This window comes from Aquiflexum gelatinilyticum, assembly GCF_024741135.1.
GTDB lineage: Bacteria > Bacteroidota > Bacteroidia > Cytophagales > Cyclobacteriaceae > Cognataquiflexum > Cognataquiflexum gelatinilyticum.
Window position 1 is genome coordinate 134,993 of sequence record NZ_JANSUY010000019.1, and the last position, 19,009, is coordinate 154,001.

Here is a 19,009-nt window from a genome sequence, read left to right on the forward strand (position 1 = left end):
TTATGAAAAAATTATCCTTTGTATTTTTCTTTATGCTGTTGTTTTCCCAATACTTGGTGGGTCAGCAGGTGCCGCAGTTTAGCCAATACATGTTTAATCCACTATTTATCAATCCTGCCTATACAGGTTATAAAGAACAGCTTTATGTTCAGACCTACTACCGCAAGCAGTGGTCTGGAGTGGACGGAAGTCCTGAGACATTTGCGATCGGAGCGGATGGATACTTGCCGGAATCGAGAATCGGAGTAGGTCTAGTTGGCATTAGCGATAAGATCGGTGCGCAGCGTACCAATGCTGTCTATGGCAATATTGCCTATCACCTTCACATTGCACAGTCGAGCTACCTGAGTTTTGGAATCGGGGTCGGTTATATAGGTTCTATGATAGATGGGAGCATGCTTTCTACAGGTAATCCCAATGACCCGAGCATTCCTGCTGTAAAAAACCAAATCTCTTACCCTGATTTGAAGTTGGGAATGTTTTACTACGATGACAGTAAGTTTTTTGGGGTAGCGATTGACAATATGATTACACCGATGAATGAATCCGGCACTACTGATATTTTTGTAGAACCAAGGACGCATTTATACCTCTCAGGTGGTGGTTTAGTAGAATTATCTCCTGATATTGCATTGCGCCCAACATTCATGATGATTGAAGATTTTAACGCTCCTTCTAGACTTGACTTGACCGCCTCCATGGTTTACAAAGAGAAATTCTGGTTTGGTACTACTTACAGAACTGCGCTTGATTATGCCAACAGAGCAACGTCTGATAATTTGAAAAAAGGAACAGCCCTAGTATTCCTTTTTGAGTTTTTTGTCAAAAACGGACTCAGAATCGGTTACGCATATGATCATAATATTACAGGCTTTGATGTCAGGAATTTTTCCACCCACGATATTTCCATCGGGTATATGTTTGCCCCTAACCTCGTAAGGGTGGTTTCTCCAAGACATTTTTAAATAACAATACCATGAACAAAAGATACCTACACCTCCTATTTTTAGCCCCAATCATAATTGGGACATCGTGCTCTTCGTACAACAGCAGTATCAAAAGAGCAAACCAACAGCTCGAATTGTATAATTTCAAAGATGCGGCCTACGAGTTTAGCCAAGCATGGGAGAAAAAAGAAGACAATGAAACTGCCCGTGGGCTTGCCTATTCCAACTATAAAATGAGAGATTTTGGAAAAGCTGCTGCCTGGTACAGTTACTTGGCTGACAAGGATGAGCTTACTGCCGAGGATTCTTATCGCTATTCAGAATCACTGATTGCCAATTCCAAGTTTGATGAATCTGCCAAGGTATTGGACAATATGATTTTGAAAAACGGTGAAATAAGCAAAGATGAAAAGTGGATGATGCTCAGAAAATCTGCAGGAGAAGCCAAAGCCATCTTGAATACGCCTACAAAATTCCAAGTCAAACCATTGAAGTCTTTGAATACTTCTTTTTCGGAATTTGGTCTAACCATTGACGAAGGCGTGATTTTCTTCAGTTCAGACAGGATATCTGATAAAAAAGCAGGAGTAGTCATGACTGATAACCTCAAAAACCAAAGGTATGGCTGGACCGGCAATGGCTTCCTTACAGTTTATGAAGCCAATTTGAATAAAACCAATGATGACTTGGAAAACATCGCCCTTTCAAAAGTTTTCCAAAATGAAAACCATATCGGACCGGTCCACAAGTCTGGAAGCATGATGTTTTATACTGTGACTGAAGCAGGGAATGAAACAAACAAAAGAGAGGGAAGGCGATTTGGAACAACACTTTATCCTGAAATCCTTTATAAAGAAAAGAAGGCTGACGGGACATTTGGCGAAGCCAAACCGCTCAATGTCAATTCCTCACTGAAATATGCCGTCGCAGATCCTTTTTGGGATGAAAGCAAAAAACGACTTTATTTTTCTTCTGACATGCCTGGAGGTTTTGGAGGAAGTGATATTTATTACGTGGATTATTTGGGAAGTGACAAATGGTCCTCACCGGTAAGTCTTGGAAAAGACATCAACACCTTTGGAAATGACAGGTCTCCATTTATCTATGATGATATCTTTTACTTTTCATCTGAAGGCTTGGGAGGATTAGGAGGATTGGATATTTATAAGTCAAGTATGGTAGGGACTTCATTTTCTACTCCCGAAAACCTTGGTGTACCATTCAATTCCAACAAAGATGATTTCTTCTTTTTCAAAGATAGATCCAGAAACGGGCAGGTTTTCCTTACCTCAGACAGAAATGGAAGCAAGGGACTTGATGATATTTATTTCATAGAGGAATTGAAAGAAGAATTTTTCACAGTGACAGGAGTCGTGAAGGATAAAGAAACCGGCGAACCTATAGAAAATACCGTAGTGACACTGACGGACACCGCTACAGGAGTCAATACCTCAGTGGTAAGTGATGAAAAGGGAGGATTCGCCTTCATCCTGCCATTGAACAATACCTACACTATCGAGACAATTACCTCAGGATATTTCAATCAGATTAAGGAAGGCTTCTCAACCAAGCCTAACCAAAACAACAAGCTTGATCTGAATGTATACTCTGAGAAAGTTTCCTTTGACAAAGGGATTAGGATTTTTGATATCTATTACGATTACAACAGCGCCGATATCAGGTCTGATGCTTCTGTTGAGCTGAGGAAAATTATTGAGGTGATGCGTGACAACCCGCAATTCAGACTTCAGATGTATTCTCATACTGATTCAAGGGGTAAGGCAGAATACAACGAAAAGCTTTCTGAATCGAGAGGTCTTTCAGTTGTCAACTTCTTAAGTTCGGAAGGAATTGCATCCCGAAGGGTAAGATCCGTTGGAATGGGAGAATCCAAACTTGTCAATGACTGTGTGGATGTAGTGGAATGTTCTGAAGAAGAGCATCAAAGGAACAGAAGGACGGAATTTGTCATCATGAACCTTGCTTCATTTGAAAAAAATCTTCCTTATGAATCTTTCAAATTTGAAGATCCTGATCAGAAAGAAAGAATCGAGACCCTTGCCGTGCCGGAATTGCAGGCTGTACCGGTCAATGTTGAAATAGTAGTTTCCGAAGAAGAGATAGAAGTAGACCCTGCCATAGAAGGCGCTTATACAGTTGCTCCATCAAACAATTACAACCACTACATCATCATCGAAAGCTGGCAGACCGAATACATGGCAAGCTTGAGGGCTAAGGAACTTTCCGGTACCTACAAAGTCAACGTGATACCTCCTACAGACGGAACCTCCAATTTCAGGCTTTCAGTAGCAGTGTATCCAAGCATGGAAGAAGCTGCAAAAAATATTAACAGGTTCAGAAGAGAATTCAATGACGAAACCATCTGGATTTTGGCTTATTGATTTGGAAATAATTCCATCTTAAGCACCATCTAAAAACACAAATTCCCGCAGTTCCCGGATCTAAAAATTAGATTTGGGAATTGCGGGAATTTTTATTGGGTAGGAATGTAAGTTAATGCGGAGAATGATGATCAATATCCGTTCCTTTAAGCAGTTAAGCCATAGAATAAAAGGTGAAGAACGATGCTTTTTTAATACCTCAAAACGAAACTTATAAATTACTTAACCGCATCCACAATTGCAGAAAGATCATTATGTTGATAAATATTGGCAGTAGTTCGCGAATTAAGTACCGTGGTGCATAAAGACCATGACATGTTACCTCGCGGTTATACTTAATTGGGTGTATTATTTAAGGCTAGTCCTTAAATAGCAGCAAAAAAGTTGTAGCAATGTAAACTACAAATAATATAAAGTCTAAAATCGTAACTCGTCTTTCGTCAAAAAAGTCTGTCCTGCTGCCTTTTGAGGGACAAACTAACTCTTGTCCCTGGGTCTTTGCACTAACAAAACGTAAAACTTGAAAAAGGAAAAGCAAAATAATTGTATTTCTTAGTCCTGTTGCTGAGTGTCCACGAACATTTTGCAACATTTCAACATCTTTTAATTCTAAATAAATGAATAAATGTAAAATTCCAATCCCAACCCAGAAAAAATAAACAGACAGATTACGTAGAGATTTGTAGTTGAAAAAGTAAAGGAAAAATTGTGTCCCGATTGAATAACCAAAAAGAATGTCTCGTTGTATTTTATTATTTGCTGCATTTCCAAAATAATGCCATAGAAAAATCGAAAGGATTATATACAAACCTATGGTAACTTTGTCCCAACTTGATATTTTGCTGAAATAAAATATAGGCTGTGGCATTTTGTTTTAATCTTCACTTATTAACATATGTTTTAGTATTGAAAATTTCATCTTTTAATTCAATTAAAAAGAGATAGAATATGAAGTTAACTTTTAGAAGTAAGGGCAATTAAGAATAACGAATCACTTCATGCAAAAAAGTGCGAAACATTCTTATTTGGAGTGAAACACACCATTGTTACATCTAATTCCCTATTATCTAAATATATAACTAATATCTGATTTACCCAATCCATACGGTAGCATTTTTATTTGGCTACAATCTTTCACCTTTTAAAGAATCACAAAAGTCAGGTTTGAGGCTCCAATTTGTTTTAAAGGTTAATCTCAGATTTTGACAAAACAAAAAAAGCCAGGTTCTCACCTGACTTTCAATTCTTCTTTTTAGCAATTTCAATTTAAACCCCACCAAACAAACCCTGAAGTTCAAGAGAATCCACAGTCGACTTTGGTCTGTGGACTGTCAAACTATCCCTCAATCATCCACCAAGGTGAATACCATCTGACGGAATTTCCAGCCTGTTTCTTCGCTGATTTGTTGGGTTTGTTTCATGAGGATGCCGATGATTTTTTCCTCCGGATCGGCAAAATACTGCGTGTTGAAATAGCCTCCCCAATCGAATGTTCCCACACTTCCTGCACCTCCTTCGGCGATTCCTTTTTCATTGACCACACCAAATGCCAACCCATAATGCTTTCCTCCGCCCCAAAGATTCCCGGTCTGATTTTGCATCATGGTTTCGATGGTGGTTCGGCTGAGGATTCTGATACCGTTGAGTTCTCCACCATTGAGGTACATCTGAAGGAAAGTGGCGTAATCTTTTGCAGTACTCGAAAGTCCGGCCCCTCCCGAGAAGAATCTCTTTGCACCTGTGATTGGGTAATTAGGATCATAGAAGGTAGTCGGAAATCCTTCCCATTTACCATCGGTTTTGCGGTGGATGGTTACCAATCTTAAAGCTTTTGTTTCAGGAAGGTAAAACCAGGTATCCTGCATGCCCAATGGCTCAAACAAACGCTCTCTCAAAAACTGATCAAATGGCTTGCCCGACACGATTTCTACCAAATATCCCAATACATCCAATCCTTCGGAATAGGTATATTTCTCACCGGGATGATGGTGGAGTGGCAGTTTGGCCAACTTCTTCACATTATCCCCGATGCTGATATTTTCGGTAGTGTAGAGGTCGATGATGCCGGCTTTGTTGTATATCATCCGCATCCGCTCGTCCCCATCAATCACGCCATAGCCCAAACCTGAAGTATGGGTCAGCAGGTGGCGGATGGTGATTTCCTTATTGGCGGCAACAGTAGTGTAAGAGGTATCGCCATAGCGGAAATTCTGCAAAACCTGCGGATTTTTGAATTCAGGGATAAACTTCGAAATCGGATCGTCCAACCTGAATTTCCCTTCTTCCCAAAGCATCATGACCGCGGTGGAAGTGATGGCTTTTGTCTGCGAGGCGATCCTGAAAATCGCATCTTTTTGCATGGCTTTGCTGGATTCCACATCTGCAAAACCTTTTGCAGAGTGGTAAACGATTTTACCGTTGCGGACGATGAGCGCTACCAAGCCCGGCAATTCTTCATTTTTGATGGACTCCTCCAACATGGCATCCAATTTCTTTAACCGTTCAGGAGAAATTCCCACACTTTGGGGAGGTGCTTCAGAAAGGGGCGGGGATTTTTTGATTGAAGTGGTTTGGGCCAATAAGCTTGAACTGACCAAAAAACAGAGCAAGAATTGGAAGATTGATCTTGGGTTGATGTTCATAGGAATGATTTTGAAAATGGATTTTTAAGATAATCAAAAAGTCTATTTTATGCTGTCAATAATATTTGTAGGGTAGATTATTTTGGATTTTCATCCATTATGGCTGTTTGAAATTGAAGACACAGTGGAAATCATAAAAATTATGAAAAAATGATTTTTAGAAAATCTTTCATTTATACAATCGGTAAATTCTATAGGATGCGTTTTCTTATTTTTAAATTCAAGAAATCCAAAGTAGACCTATGTATTTGATCCAATTTATTTTCTTATTAACCTTCATTTTTGGCGGAGTCGAGACCGCCGAATATTCCCAAAACGAAATCCACATCCGCATCAACCAACTCGGTTACCTGCCTTCCGATACCAAAGTTGCGGTTGTTTTTAGTAAGTTTCCAGTCAAAGAAAACTTCCAACTCATCAACAAAGCTACCGGAAAAGTAGCTTTGGAAATCAAGCCAGAGCGACTCCAAACCAATGAATGGGGAGGTTTTCTTTATTGGGAAACAGATTTTTCCAAAGTCACCGAACCCGGTGATTATTTTCTCCAAGGGAAAAAAAGCAAATCCCAATCTTCGGTTTTTCCGATCGGAGAGGGGACCTACACCGGACAACAGGAATCTCTTTTGGAATTTATGAGGCAGCAGCGCTGTGGTTACAATCCCACTTTGGACATGGTCTGCCATGCAAAAGACGGACGGACATTTTTTGGCCCGATGGCAGATAGCACCTATGTGGACCTGAGTGGCGGTTGGCACGATGCCGGCGACCAACTCAAATACCTCATAACTTCAAGCTATGCGACTGCGCACATGCTGATGGCGTATGAAATGTATCCCGACAGGTTTGAGGACAAGGTTAATGCTTTGGGTCAATCCGGTCCAAACGGAATCGCGGATGTATTGGACGAAGCCAAGTGGGGCCTCGATTGGATTCTCAAAATGCATCCTGCGCCGGACCAACTTTTCCATCAGGTAGCTGACGACCGGGACCACAGGGGATTCAAGATTCCAAACCAAGACAACGCGGATTATGGTTGGGGTGCCAATTGCTACCGGGCAGCATACTTTGCCACGGGAAAACCACAGGGACTGATGAAGTACCAAAGTGAAGCAACGGGAGTGGCCAACCTTGCCGGAAGAAGTGCTGCGGCTTTGGCTTTGGCGGCAAGGATCTGGGAAAAAGATTTAAAAGATCCGGAGTTTGCCGGGACATGCAGGAAAGCGGCTATATCCTTGTACCAAATGGGAAGAGAAAAGGAAGGCTACCAACAGGGGAATTCCTACGGTGCGCCTTACCGCTACAATGAAGAGACATGGGCGGATGACATGGAGTGGGCGGCTGCCGAATTATATAAAACCACCAAGGACAAGAACTACCTGGAAGAAGCTAAAAAATATGCTGTGCTGAGCAATACGGCTGACAGTTGGACGGTCAAAGATTCTGCTTCCCATTACCAGTTGTATCCCTTTATCAACATGGGACATTTTGCACTTCATGGCGTGGTGGATGCGGATTTCCAAAAAACCTTGGAGGGATATTACCTTGACGGAATCAAGTATACCCTGAAGCGGGCGCAGCAAAACCCTTTTCATGTGGGAGTTCCTTTCATTTGGTGCAGCAACAATCTCTTGACAAGCTTGGCGACTCAGGTGATTTTGTATGAGAAAATGAGTGGGGACAAGCAGTTTGAACCCTTTTTGAAGGCCCAGCGGGATTGGCTTTTTGGTAGAAATCCTTGGGGAACATCCATGTTTACCCGGATGCCTGAAGGAGGGGAGTATCCGGTTGAGGTGCATACAGCGCCTTATGTCTTGTTGGATATGCAGGTTCCGGGAGGATTGGTAGATGGACCGGTCTATACTTCGATTTACAACAACCTACTTGGTTTGAGGCTTTTGAAACCGGATGTTTTTGCCCAATTCCAAAATGAACATGTGGTCTACCATGACGATGTGGGCGATTACAGCACCAACGAACCCACCATGGACGGCACCGCTGGCTCGATCTTGATGATGACGTATTTTAGTAGGTGAAAAATGGCCAAAAAGTCCATGGTCCACCTGTGTAAATAAAATCGGCTTATACAAAAAGGATAATGACGATTGGTGTCCCGTCATCCTGAAGGAGGAACAACTGAAGGATCACATTATACTAGGTGGGACCCTTCGCTTCACTCAGGGTGACGACGCCGAAATTTGCGTTAATGGTAGTGAACTTAAGTATCCCTTTTATTCTGAGATCCTTCATCCTCGTACCTCATATTCAGGATGACGAGGTAAAATAAAAGAAGCCCCATATCGGGGCTTTTTCTATAGTTAAACGGGTTTACAAAACGACTAAAGCATTTAAATGATATTATTAGATATTGGGATATGATTTGATATCACTTCAATTAACCATTAACCAAATAACCAAATAACCATTTTCAAATCGACTTACTGAATCCAAATTTCCTCTCCTCTTTTTCCTGCATCCTGAGGTCAAAAACCATGCATACGTTGCGGACAAATGGAAGTCCTGTGGACAGGATTTTGATTCCCTTGGCGTCAAATTCGATGATTCCCTCTTCGGCAAAAGTTTTCAGTTTGTCCCAATTCCTCTTTCCCAATACAGAATAGTAGCAGAAGTTCCAATCCGCTTCATGGTTGCAGATCAGTTTCAAAATCAAGTTTCTGGTTTCGATATCTTCCTTTGACATCATGTGTCCTTTGCTGATCGCAAAATGTCCCAAGCTGATTTGTTCTTTGTAAAGGTCTATTTCCTTGGTGTTTTGGGCGTAGGCATAATACACATCGGAAATGGAACTGTTGCCCAAGCCAAGCAAAATTTTGGAAGGAGATGTAGTATAACCCATGAAATTACGGTGGAGGGTTTTGTTTTTCTTGGCGATATAAAGTGGGTCATTTTCCAAGGCAAAATGGTCCATCCCAACCTCCAAGTATCCCATCTCTGTGAGGATTTGTTTTCCTTTTTCGTAGAGATTCCTTTTTTCTGATTCCTTGGGGAGGAATTGCTCAAAACTTTTTTGGGCAGGAAATGCCGATGGCAGGTGCGCGTAGCTGTAGAAGGCAATGCGGTCCGGTTTGAGTTCGGCGACTTTCTCAAAAGTAGCGCTGATCGTCTTTGCTGTCTGATGCGGCAAGCCATAGATCAGGTCAAAATTCACTGAAGTATAACCGATTTCCCGGGCTACATCGGTGGCTTCCTTGACCCGCTCGAAGGGCTGAATGCGGTGGATTGCTTTTTGGACTTCCTCGTTGAAATCCTGAATGCCGTAACTCACCCTTCGGAAACCCAAATCAAACAAAGTCTGCAAATGTCCACGGGTGGTATTGTTGGGATGTCCTTCAAAACTGAATTCGGCATCCGGCATGACTTCCGAACTTCCGATGATTATTCCCAACATTTCTTCCAATGACTCGGGGGAAAAAAATGTGGGTGTCCCCCCTCCAAGATGGATTCCGGCAAGTTTGGGTTTTGTATCTAATATTTTCAAATAAGCGTCCCACTCATTCATGATCGAAGTGATGTAGGGCGTTTCTACAGCGTGGTTTTTGGTGATCCGCTTGTTGCAGCCGCAGTAGGTACAAAGGCTTTCGCAGTAAGGAAGATGGATATAGAGCGTGATTCCTTCAGATTCCCCAAAGTCCTCATAGGCCTTTTTGACCAAACTGATCCAACCTCGTTCTTTGAGGTCGTCGGCCCAAAGAGGTACGGTCGGATAGGAGGTATAGCGTGGTGCCGGTACGTTATATTTTTGGAGAAGTCGTGGTGCGATTGCTGTCATTGCTACAAATATTTCTCACAAATTTCACTTTTTAGACTGCGGATTTTCATGACCAATACTGCTGGAGAAGATGATAAATGTCATGGTTTTGTTTTGGAGGCATGATTTCCTTCCATAAAAAAATCTGATTCTACCCGAAAGAAAAGGATGGACAATAAAACTTAATTTGATATTTTTAAGATCAACCAACATTCTAACCCATGAAAACCCATTCCACTGATTCTTCACGAAGAAAATTTTTAGCAAAATCCGCAACACTCGCAGCAGGTTCAGTTTTTCTCAATGGCATTGCAGAAGCTCTTACCCTCCATGACAATCCTGCTGCAAAAATGAAAATTGCCCTCGTTGGTTTGGGAGTTCGTGGAGCCAATATGTTTGGGAGAGACGTCCAAAACGTATACAAGGATCAGATCGAGTTCGTGGGTCTGTGCGACATCAATCCCGGTCGTTTGGAATTTGGGAAGAAGTACCTTGGAGTGGAGTGTCCACTTTTTACCGATTTTGACCAAATGCTTATTGAGCGCAAACCTGACGTCGTCATCGTCACCACAATGGATTCGACACACCACATCTTTATCATCAAGGCCTTGGAAGCAGGGATCAATGTCATCACTGAAAAACCGATGACCACAGATGAAGACAAGTGTCAGGCTATTCTAGACGCCGAGCGTAAATCCGGCAAGAAGGTCATCGTCACGTTCAATTACCGCTATTCTCCCCACCGTCAGCGGATCTATGAAATTCTCCGCAACGGTGAAATCGGTGACATTACATCTGTGGATTTTCATTGGTACCTGAATACCTCCCACGGGGCAGATTATTTCCGCAGGTGGCACGGGTACAAAGCCAAAGGAGGGACGCTCCTTGTCCACAAATCCACGCACCACTTTGACCTGCTCAATTGGTGGTTGGACTCAGATCCGGAGGAAGTTTTTGCTTATGGCGCTTTGGAGTTTTATGGAAAAAACGGCCCTTTCCGAAGCACCAATTGCCGTCCCTGTCCGCACAAATCCAAATGCGATTTTTATTGGGACATCACCAAAAGCAAGCACATGGTGGAACTTTATGTCAATAATGAGCACCATGACGGTTACCTGCGAGACGGCTGTGTTTTCAGGGAAGACATTGATATTTATGATAAAATGGCCGTTCAGATCCGGTATATGAATGGGGTGCAGGTGAGCTACTCGCTTACGACATATTCACCCTATGAAGGTTACCGGATTGCCTTTAACGGTACCAAAGGCCGCGTGGAGGCTTGGATCAAGGAAAGCCAACCTTGGGAGGAAAAGGAGGAGGACGAAATCCGCCTGACCAAAAACTTTGGAGAAACAGAATTGATCGTGATTCCCCATGGCGGCGGTGGTCACGGAGGCGGGGACACACGTCTCAAAGATAAACTTTTCCTGGATCCCAATATGGCCGATCCTTACCGCCAATCCGCCGGAACCCGTGACGGAGCCATGTCCATCCTCGTCGGCATCGCCGCCCGCAATTCCATCGAATCCGGCAAACCCATCAAAGTCGCCGACCTGACAGATATTGAATTGAAGAAGAGTGGGAGGGGGAAGTAGGGAAGGACGGAAGTCGGAAGACGGAAGTAGAGTGGTTTAGAGAATGGGATCGAGTTTTCATTTAAAGATTCGAGATATGATTGTCCATTTTGAACCCCGAAGGAGTGATAATATTATAGGAAAAGATTATTGTTTTACCATCAAAACCCCGAAGGCGTGATATGCTAAATAACCTAAACATTTCTGCAATTTTCATTCTAAATGTATTCTCTATTTTGAACCCCGAAGGGGTGATAGTATTATAGAAAAAAATTATTGTTTTACCACCAAAACCCCGAAGGGGTGATATGCTACATGCCTGGAACATTTTCCCAAATCTATATTCAATATGTATTTGCCGTGAAGGGCAGAGAAAACCTCTTGCTAAATCCTTGGCGAGAGGAAGTGTTTAAATATATGGCAGGAATTATAAAAGGTAAAAACCAGAAACCTATAATTGTAAATGGTGTAACTGATCACGTACATGTTTTTGTTGGACTTAAACCTGCGATGTCAATATCTGATCTTATCAAGGATGTTAAAAACAATTCTTCCAACTTCATCAATGAAAATAAATTTGTAAAAGGGAGGTTCGAATGGCAGGAAGGATATGGTGCGTTTTCTTATTCCCATTCCCAATTGGATAATGTTTATCAATATATTTTAAACCAAGAAGAGCATCACAGAAAAACTTCCTTTAAACAGGAATACATTTCATTTTTGAAGAAGTTTGAAATTCAATATGAAGAAAAATATTTGTTCGATTGGATTCAATGAAACATGTCACCCCTTCGGGGTTTTTGCTTATGAGATCTTGGTTTTCTATAATCTTGACACCCCTTCGGGGTTTGTCAAATCTTGATTTTCACCAAACTCTCGAATCCCTTATCTATTCACTCTTTCAACCTCCCATCCATATCTTTTCTGTCTTTTTCTGGGAATAGGGGGAATTTGACGGGTTTGTTGTCGCGGGTAGAGCGGTAGATGGCGGTGAAAAGCTCTACTGTTTTTCGTCCCTCTTCGCCTGTGATGAGGGGTTCTCTTCCTGCAGTAAGTGCGTCCAAAAATTCCTCGATCTGCTTTTCGATATAATGGACTGTGGGATCGATGCTGTTGAATATCTCTGTGTCTTCTTTGGTCCATTGTTCGATGAGGTGTTCCTCCCCCGGAACTGTCCAAAGGTCATTGACCGGTGGCCCTGCGATGCCCGATACGCCTGCGATAAACATGGCGCCGGCTTCAGGGGTGACACCTACTGAAGCGCCATTGCTGCCGTGAATCTGTACTTTGGTATGGATTCCCGGTTTTTGGCAATTGCTGAGGAAGATGCTTCCGAGGCCACCGTTTTTAAATTTTACAATTGCTAAAGCTGTGTCTTCGACTTCGATATAAGGATGGGTCATATTGGCCCAAGTACCATATACTTCATCGATTTCTCCCATCAGCCATACAAGCAGGTCAAGTTGATGTGGTGCCTGATTGACCATCACGCCGCCGCCTTCGTGTTCCCAAGAACCTCTCCAAGGGTCGGATTTATAGTATTTCTCATCTCTCCAACTCAGCATGTTGATGGTGCCGAGGATGGGTCTGCCGATTTTCCCATCGTCAATGGCTTTTTTCAACCTGATGACCGGTTCATAGAATCGCCTTTGGCTGATTGTTCCCAGTTTCTTGTTGTATTTTTTTCCCGCAGCAATCATCACATCACAGTCCTCCAAAGTTGAAGCCAAGGGTTTTTCGACGATCACATGTGCGCCTGCCGCCATGGCTTCGAGGGTGGGGTCAAGGTGATTTGGATGTGGCGTGCAGACCATGACGAGATCGAGTTTTTCCTTTTCCACCATCTCCGTGATATTGTCATAGGCATTTACGCCATATTCCGAAGCAAAAGATTTTGCTTTGTCCAAAGTCCTGCTGAATACTGCTGCAAAATCCGAAGTAGGAAGGTGCTTCAATGCTTTGGCGTGGAGGTGGGCTACTTTGCCGCATCCGATGATTCCGGTTCTATACATGTTGGTTAGGTTAGGGTTGAAGGATTACTTTGTTCAGTCCGAGTTCTTTGGCATAAAGCCTTTTGAACCAATCTGCACCATCTTCCAATGGGGCTGTAGCGCTAAGCAATGAATCTACATCGACAAGTCCTTTTTCGATCAATTCGAGGACGATGCCGTATTCTCCCGCGATGGCACAACTGCCCTGCAACCGGACTTCCCGGGTGACAACAGCCTGAAGCGGGATTTCTACTTTTGGAGAAATATTGCCCACCAAAGTCACAGTCGCCGCTTTTCTTACATTTTCAATTGCCATTTTGATCGTTGCACTGACACCGACCGCTTCGAAAGCGACATCTGCGCCTCGGTTGTGGGTGAGTGCCAAAATGGATTCAGGGATATTGGTATCTGTTGCAGAATTGAAAGTATGGTCAGCTCCAAATTTTTTGGCAAGGGCCAGTTTTTTGTCATCGATGTCTATGGCGATGATGGTACCTGCATTGGAAAGTTTGAGCAACTGTACCAAAAACAGCCCGATCATGCCTGTGCCCACTACCAAAGCCGTGTCACGGAGGTTGATGGGCGTGAGGTCGATGGCATGGGCCGCGACAGCCACGGACTCCACCATGGCCGCCTGCTCAAAAGTCACCGAATCCGGCAAATGGTAAAGGATGTGCTCGGGTACAACAACATATTCCGCAAAAGCGCCATGCCTTTTATATTCCTTGGGAGAAACGCCAAGCACCATCCGGCTATCGCTGAGGTTGTATTTTCCTTTGAGTGTGTACCAATCATCAAGGTCGTAAACAGTAGAGTCGAAAGTGACCCGGTCGCCGACCTTGTAGTTTTTGACAGAAGCGCCAACTTCGACAATCACTCCGGATGCCTCGTGTCCCATGATCAGGGGTGGATTTCTCCTCCCCGAGCTCCCGTCAAAACCATGGATATCGCTTCCGCAGATCCCGCAGGCCTTGACCCTAACCAAAACCTCATTCGGTTTGTATTCCGGTTCGGGCATGTCTTTATACACCAGATTATTGTAGGATTCCAGTACCAGCGCTTTCATATTCAGGGGCAAAGAGTTAGAAATTAAAAATAAGGGAAATTTTGAAGAAAAGGGAAAGCTTCTGGTCGAATGGAACAATTAGATGCGGAAAGGATTCCGTTCCATTAATTTCTTTAAATTCTAGTACAAATAAATGGTAAGAATTTCGATTAACGAGATTTATTGAATCTTTTTGTAAACCAATTTTTCGTAAAAATCCTTACATTCAATTAAAGTTACGGCCATGATTAAAGAAACTGAGTTAAGAAACAGGCTTTCCAAAAAAATCAAACAGATACCTTCAGATAAACTGGAGTTGTTGGAGAATTTTATCCTTAAGCTTGAAAATCCTGCCTTATATAAAGAAGAGATTTTATCTTTTTCTGGTTCTTGGAATGATTTGGATAAGGATACAGTAAATGATTTTACTGAAAGATTGATTTCCAGAAGGGTAAATAGCAATTGAATTAAGAATTTATTTTTTGCCAAATAATGTGTGATATTTAAATACAATTTTTCGCACTCATTTTAAAACTCTTAAGATCAAATAATGAGTTGGTAACAGAAACAATATCAATGAGTATCCAATATCAATTAATATCTAATAGCATTGAATTGTATTTGGAAAGTGTCAGAATTGCAGATCAACCAAAAAATATATAGAACCTCTAAGTATGCCTTCCTATTTCCAATCCCAAACTTTCACCAGTGCTGATTTCGAATCCAAACTTTTCAAAAAAGGAGAATATGAGTCATGTACATTCAAGGGTGCCGATCTGGCAAATGCGGACTTGTCAGGATCGGTTTTTATTGAATGTGAATTTTTGGGTTGTAACCTGAGCATGGCAAACCTCTTCAAAACTGCATTTAGAGAGGTGGTTTTCAAAGACTGCAAGTTATTGGGTTTGCGTTTTGACAAATGTGAAATTATAGGTCTGGTATTGGGATTTGAGAATTGTGTTTTGGACCATGCTTCATTTTTCAGAACGAAGCTGCAGAAGACGGTATTCAAAAATTGCAGGTTGAAGGAAGCGGACTTTTCAGAAGCAGATTTCAGTGCATCCGTTTTTGACGGTTCTGATCTTTCAGGAGCGGTTTTTGACAATACCGTTTTGGAAAAGGCTGATTTCAGGCATGCTTCCAATTTTAATATCGATCCCGACCGGTGCAGGATCAAAAAGGCAAAGTTTGCCCTTGACGGACTGCCAGGATTATTGGGGAAATATGGGATTGAAATTGGGTAGTTCAAGCATAGTTCAAGTCTTTGGACTTGGACTTCCTAATTCACTTCCTGATTTTTTTTACCGCAATGGACACGAAGGTATCGCAATGGTCGCAAAAAGGGGATTTCGAAATTTTATCACAGAGTGCCCAGAGGAAACAGAGCAGCAGATTCATTCATAATTGAATTCATCATTTATTTTCCTCTGCGTCTTTGCGTGAGCTAAAAAATCATCACATTTCCTTAAACTCCACCTTGCTTATGATATCCAAGGTCACGTGCAGCATCACTGCTGCCACAATGAATATACCCATGCTGACGCCGGTCATCGCAAATATAAATTGTCTAGAAATGACAAACCCAAATACTCCTGCCGCCAGAGAAGGAAGAATTCCAAACAAAAACACCCCTCCAATAATAACGGGCTTGATCAGCTTCCGGTCCCATCCTTCGTCAAAACCCACTTGTGTAGTCAGTGTTATGGCAAAGCCGGTCAGGTAAAATGCTATCATACAAAAGGGAAAAAGGAACATCAATCCCCAGCTCAAATCTGCGATTAGCACTGTTGGGATAACCATAATCACCGACATAATCAATGTCTGATAAATATCAAGTTTGATCATGTTCCAGAATTTGGAAGTCCAAGAAGCAGGAATCAAAATGAAATATGGCTTTTTGAGATCTCCAATACTTGTCCTTCCCATTCCAGCCATAAAGTACATACCAATCATCATGATCAAATAGCCATAAATGATCTTATGAGAAAACCAATCAAAATTGGATAAAATAGCCATAATGATGGCAATGGCTGAAAATCCCAAACCATATAGCCCAAATAAAGGGTGAAAATCCTGTCTTGAACTGTGAACGTAATTTCTCCAATACAAAGCCGTGGCACCGGTTCCGAAGTCTTTCAGTTCCAGTTTCTTATTGAGGTTGAGACTTCCTGTAGATTCAGAAGCCTGCTGTTTTCCTTTTGCTTTTTCCTTAACCTCCTCATTGGATTGGGTAGAATCGAGTACATCTTCGTAATAATATCCTGCGTGGGTCAGTACCAATTGCACAATTATCAAAAAGGAAAGAAGATAAACGCCGATAAAGCCGAGGGAAATCCAGATATTATTATGACTGACAAAAGTGATAATTCCACGGCTCCAACCAACCAATGGAAAGAAATCAAACCAAGGAGAACTGATCCAGGCAAACATTCCCTGCCAGAATTTCTCCGCCATAAGACCTGGGATCAAGATCATCAGGAGAAGGATCACCCCAAGTGCAAAAACCCCGTTTTTGATATAACCCAAGATATTGTACTTGGTATTAAGGGTGTAGATCAGAAACTTGATTGGTGAAAGAATAAAGAAGAACATGGTCACTCCGATGGACATCAAGATCAGATTTAAAGGAGTGAGGTCAAAAACATCATTGAGTTGGGCAGTACTGTAAATTACAAAAATAAAAGAGCCTCCAAGCGAAGGAACAATTGACCGTATCATGTAATACATCAATAACTTTGGAGGGGAAACGGGAGAAGTGAAAAGCAAGTTCACATCTGCCATACTGAAGAAACTGATATTTTTCTTTGTGGCTCTATAAAGCTGAAACATCAAAAAAGCCAAAGCCAAAAGGGTAATTCCCCCGGCAATATTCTGAACAGCAAAATCAACCTGTTCGAATTGCCCGGCAGCGTCCTGAAGGTTTCCGATTTCCTCGGTATTGATTTCAGACTTTTTCCCACTTCTACGGAAATAGAAAAAACTGAAATAGCCCAATACAAATATGTAAGGTAACAGCCTCAGGGGATTTCTAAGGATCAGCTTTATATTGTTGACCAGAATAAAAAGGTCTTTGCGGATTAGAAGTTTGAACTCATTCATCTTTGGTCAATTCTAAAAAGAGGTCTTCTAAACTTGAATCGCCGGCACTGCTAAAGGCTGTCTTGAGATTAGATATGGTATCATTTCCGATGATATTGCCGTCTTTCATGATCATAATCCGATCTGCGATTGTTTCCACACTATCGATGAGGTGTGTACTGACCAAAATGGTTTTTCCTTGGTCTTTGAGCTCCTTGAATATTTTTTTGGTGTTTTTGATGGCTTTTGGATCAAGTCCGATCATTGGCTCGTCAAAAAACAAAACCTGTGGATCCGGCAACAAGGCACAGCAGATAGAAACTTTTTGACGCATGCCTTTAGACAGATCACGGCCAAGTTTGTCTGCTTTGTCCGTCAGGTCATAGATTTCCATCAGTTCGGTTGCTTTGTCTTTCCAATCCTTGATGCCATAAGCCTGTGCAATAAACTGCATGTGTTCTTTGACGGTCAGCAGGTCATAAACATGTGGTGTTTCAGGGATGTAGGAAAAATATTTTTTTGCCGCTACCGAAAGATGGTCATGACCAGCGATCTGAATTTCACCTGCGGTTTTGCGAAGCAGACCCACGATACATTTCATCGTGGTACTTTTACCGGCTCCGTTTGGACCTAATAGCCCGACCACTTCACCGCCTTGTAATGAAAAACTGATGTTGTTGACGGCGTTTTGCTTACCGTATTTTTTGATTAATCCCGAAACCTCAAGCATGATGGCGTACGTAAAAGTTTTTGATCTTCGGCAAATGTAACGCCTTCGGCGGATTTTGGTTTAAGACTTGAAGATAAACGTCGATTTTCTTACATTAACCAACATAATTCAAGACCACATGAAAAAAATCATCATTACACTTTTAATAGTACTCAGTGTGAATCTGGCTTTCGCACAGCAAGAAGACAGGTTTAGAGTAGGAATGGATTTAGGTTTTGCTGTTCCGAAAGTCGGAGGTGGAGGTGCATTATTATATCTTGAACCTAAATATAATTTCAAATCCAACATGAATATCGGATTGAGATTTGGGGTAGTAGGAATGGCGCGAGACGTGGTTTACAATACTTCCAATGAAACTGTCAAAGGAGAGGTTTCCGGTAATGGATCATTTGCCCTGACTTATGACTATCATTTCCACAAAGAAGGAAGTAATTTTGCACCGTTTTTAGGTGCAGGTGTTGGAAGGGCTTTGTTCTCAAACCTGGCTATTGAAGACCCAATAGGTGATGGAGATGATATTGGGCAGCTTTCTACAAATTCCGCAACTTTTGGAATGGTCCGAGGCGGTTTTGAGACAGGCAAGTTCAGGCTTTCTCTTGATTATAATTTTTTACCTGTCAGCGATATTGTGGATGTAAGTAACAATGTTATTGGAGAAACCGAGAACAGCTACTTTGGAATTTCTCTGGGTTTTTTTGTAGGAGGAGGAAGGTGGAGGAATTCCAGTTTCTGATTTAAAAATCAAAATCGCATTGGTCTAGAATAACCAATGCGATTTTTTATTTTTCCCGATCTAATGGTCAAAAATAGTTGGTAAAACACCTTCTAACAGTC

The 19,009-nt window shown here is 42.0% G+C and carries 15 protein-coding genes; 8 read left to right on the forward strand and 7 right to left on the reverse strand.

The window, feature by feature from the left end:
* The first annotated feature begins 2 nt into the window (after positions 1-2).
* Positions 3-965, forward strand: a complete 963-nt coding sequence (locus NU887_RS17540; protein ID WP_258424683.1) for a PorP/SprF family type IX secretion system membrane protein — start codon at positions 3-5, stop codon at positions 963-965.
* Between the two features lie 11 nt (positions 966-976).
* Complete coding sequence (locus tag NU887_RS17545; protein ID WP_258424684.1) at positions 977-3,349, forward strand: OmpA family protein; 2,373 nt, start codon at positions 977-979, stop codon at positions 3,347-3,349.
* A gap of 358 nt (positions 3,350-3,707) precedes the next feature.
* On the opposite strand, the gene NU887_RS17550 is transcribed toward NU887_RS17545, so the two are convergent.
* Complete coding sequence (locus NU887_RS17550) at positions 3,708-4,217, reverse strand: hypothetical protein (RefSeq protein ID WP_258424685.1); 510 nt, start codon at positions 4,215-4,217, stop codon at positions 3,708-3,710.
* 475 nt (positions 4,218-4,692) lie between these two features.
* The gene (locus tag NU887_RS17555) at positions 4,693-5,991 is read right to left on the reverse strand and encodes a serine hydrolase domain-containing protein (protein WP_258424686.1); all 1,299 of its coding nucleotides are present in this window, start codon (positions 5,989-5,991) and stop codon (positions 4,693-4,695) included.
* 242 nt (positions 5,992-6,233) lie between these two features.
* On the opposite strand from NU887_RS17555, the gene NU887_RS17560 reads away from it, so the two are divergent.
* The gene (locus tag NU887_RS17560) at positions 6,234-8,024 is read left to right on the forward strand and encodes a glycoside hydrolase family 9 protein (protein ID WP_258424687.1); all 1,791 of its coding nucleotides are present in this window, start codon (positions 6,234-6,236) and stop codon (positions 8,022-8,024) included.
* Positions 8,025-8,416: 392 nt separating this feature from the next.
* Here NU887_RS17560 and hemN read toward each other — a convergent pair whose 3' ends face one another.
* Positions 8,417-9,778, reverse strand: coding sequence for an oxygen-independent coproporphyrinogen III oxidase (gene hemN, locus NU887_RS17565; RefSeq protein ID WP_258424688.1), 1,362 nt, complete (start codon positions 9,776-9,778; stop codon positions 8,417-8,419).
* Positions 9,779-9,978: 200 nt separating this feature from the next.
* On the opposite strand from hemN, the gene NU887_RS17570 reads away from it, so the two are divergent.
* Both NU887_RS17570 and tnpA read left to right on the forward strand, forming a co-directional pair.
* On the forward strand, positions 9,979-11,352 hold the full coding sequence (locus NU887_RS17570) for a Gfo/Idh/MocA family protein (protein ID WP_258424689.1): 1,374 nt from the start codon (positions 9,979-9,981) through the stop codon (positions 11,350-11,352).
* A gap of 294 nt (positions 11,353-11,646) precedes the next feature.
* Complete coding sequence (tnpA, locus tag NU887_RS17575; RefSeq protein ID WP_258424699.1) at positions 11,647-12,108, forward strand: IS200/IS605 family transposase; 462 nt, start codon at positions 11,647-11,649, stop codon at positions 12,106-12,108.
* 116 nt (positions 12,109-12,224) lie between these two features.
* Here the strand turns inward: tnpA and NU887_RS17580 are convergent, their stop codons facing one another.
* Positions 12,225-13,343, reverse strand: coding sequence for a Gfo/Idh/MocA family protein (locus tag NU887_RS17580; RefSeq protein ID WP_258424690.1), 1,119 nt, complete (start codon positions 13,341-13,343; stop codon positions 12,225-12,227).
* Positions 13,344-13,353: 10 nt separating this feature from the next.
* Positions 13,354-14,388: a galactitol-1-phosphate 5-dehydrogenase gene (locus NU887_RS17585; protein ID WP_258424691.1), complete on the reverse strand. Its 1,035-nt coding sequence runs from the start codon at positions 14,386-14,388 to the stop codon at positions 13,354-13,356.
* Positions 14,389-14,611: 223 nt separating this feature from the next.
* On the opposite strand from NU887_RS17585, the gene NU887_RS17590 reads away from it, so the two are divergent.
* Together NU887_RS17590 and NU887_RS17595 are read left to right on the forward strand one after the other, a co-directional pair.
* Positions 14,612-14,833: a hypothetical protein gene (locus tag NU887_RS17590; protein ID WP_258424692.1), complete on the forward strand. Its 222-nt coding sequence runs from the start codon at positions 14,612-14,614 to the stop codon at positions 14,831-14,833.
* 208 nt (positions 14,834-15,041) lie between these two features.
* Entirely contained in the window at positions 15,042-15,611 is a 570-nt protein-coding gene (locus tag NU887_RS17595) for a pentapeptide repeat-containing protein (RefSeq protein ID WP_258424693.1), read from the forward strand.
* A gap of 211 nt (positions 15,612-15,822) precedes the next feature.
* On the opposite strand, the gene NU887_RS17600 is transcribed toward NU887_RS17595, so the two are convergent.
* Positions 15,823-17,466 (reverse strand): putative ABC exporter domain-containing protein, encoded by a 1,644-nt coding sequence (locus NU887_RS17600; RefSeq protein ID WP_258424694.1) that lies wholly within the window; start codon positions 17,464-17,466, stop codon positions 15,823-15,825.
* Positions 17,459-18,175 (reverse strand): ABC transporter ATP-binding protein, encoded by a 717-nt coding sequence (locus tag NU887_RS17605; RefSeq protein ID WP_258424695.1) that lies wholly within the window; start codon positions 18,173-18,175, stop codon positions 17,459-17,461. The genes NU887_RS17600 and NU887_RS17605 overlap by 8 nt, the downstream gene beginning before the upstream one ends.
* A 118-nt stretch (positions 18,176-18,293) precedes the next feature.
* Between NU887_RS17605 and NU887_RS17610 the strand changes: the two genes are divergently transcribed.
* The gene (locus NU887_RS17610) at positions 18,294-18,908 is read left to right on the forward strand and encodes a hypothetical protein (protein ID WP_258424696.1); all 615 of its coding nucleotides are present in this window, start codon (positions 18,294-18,296) and stop codon (positions 18,906-18,908) included.
* The last annotated feature ends 101 nt before the right edge of the window (positions 18,909-19,009 follow it).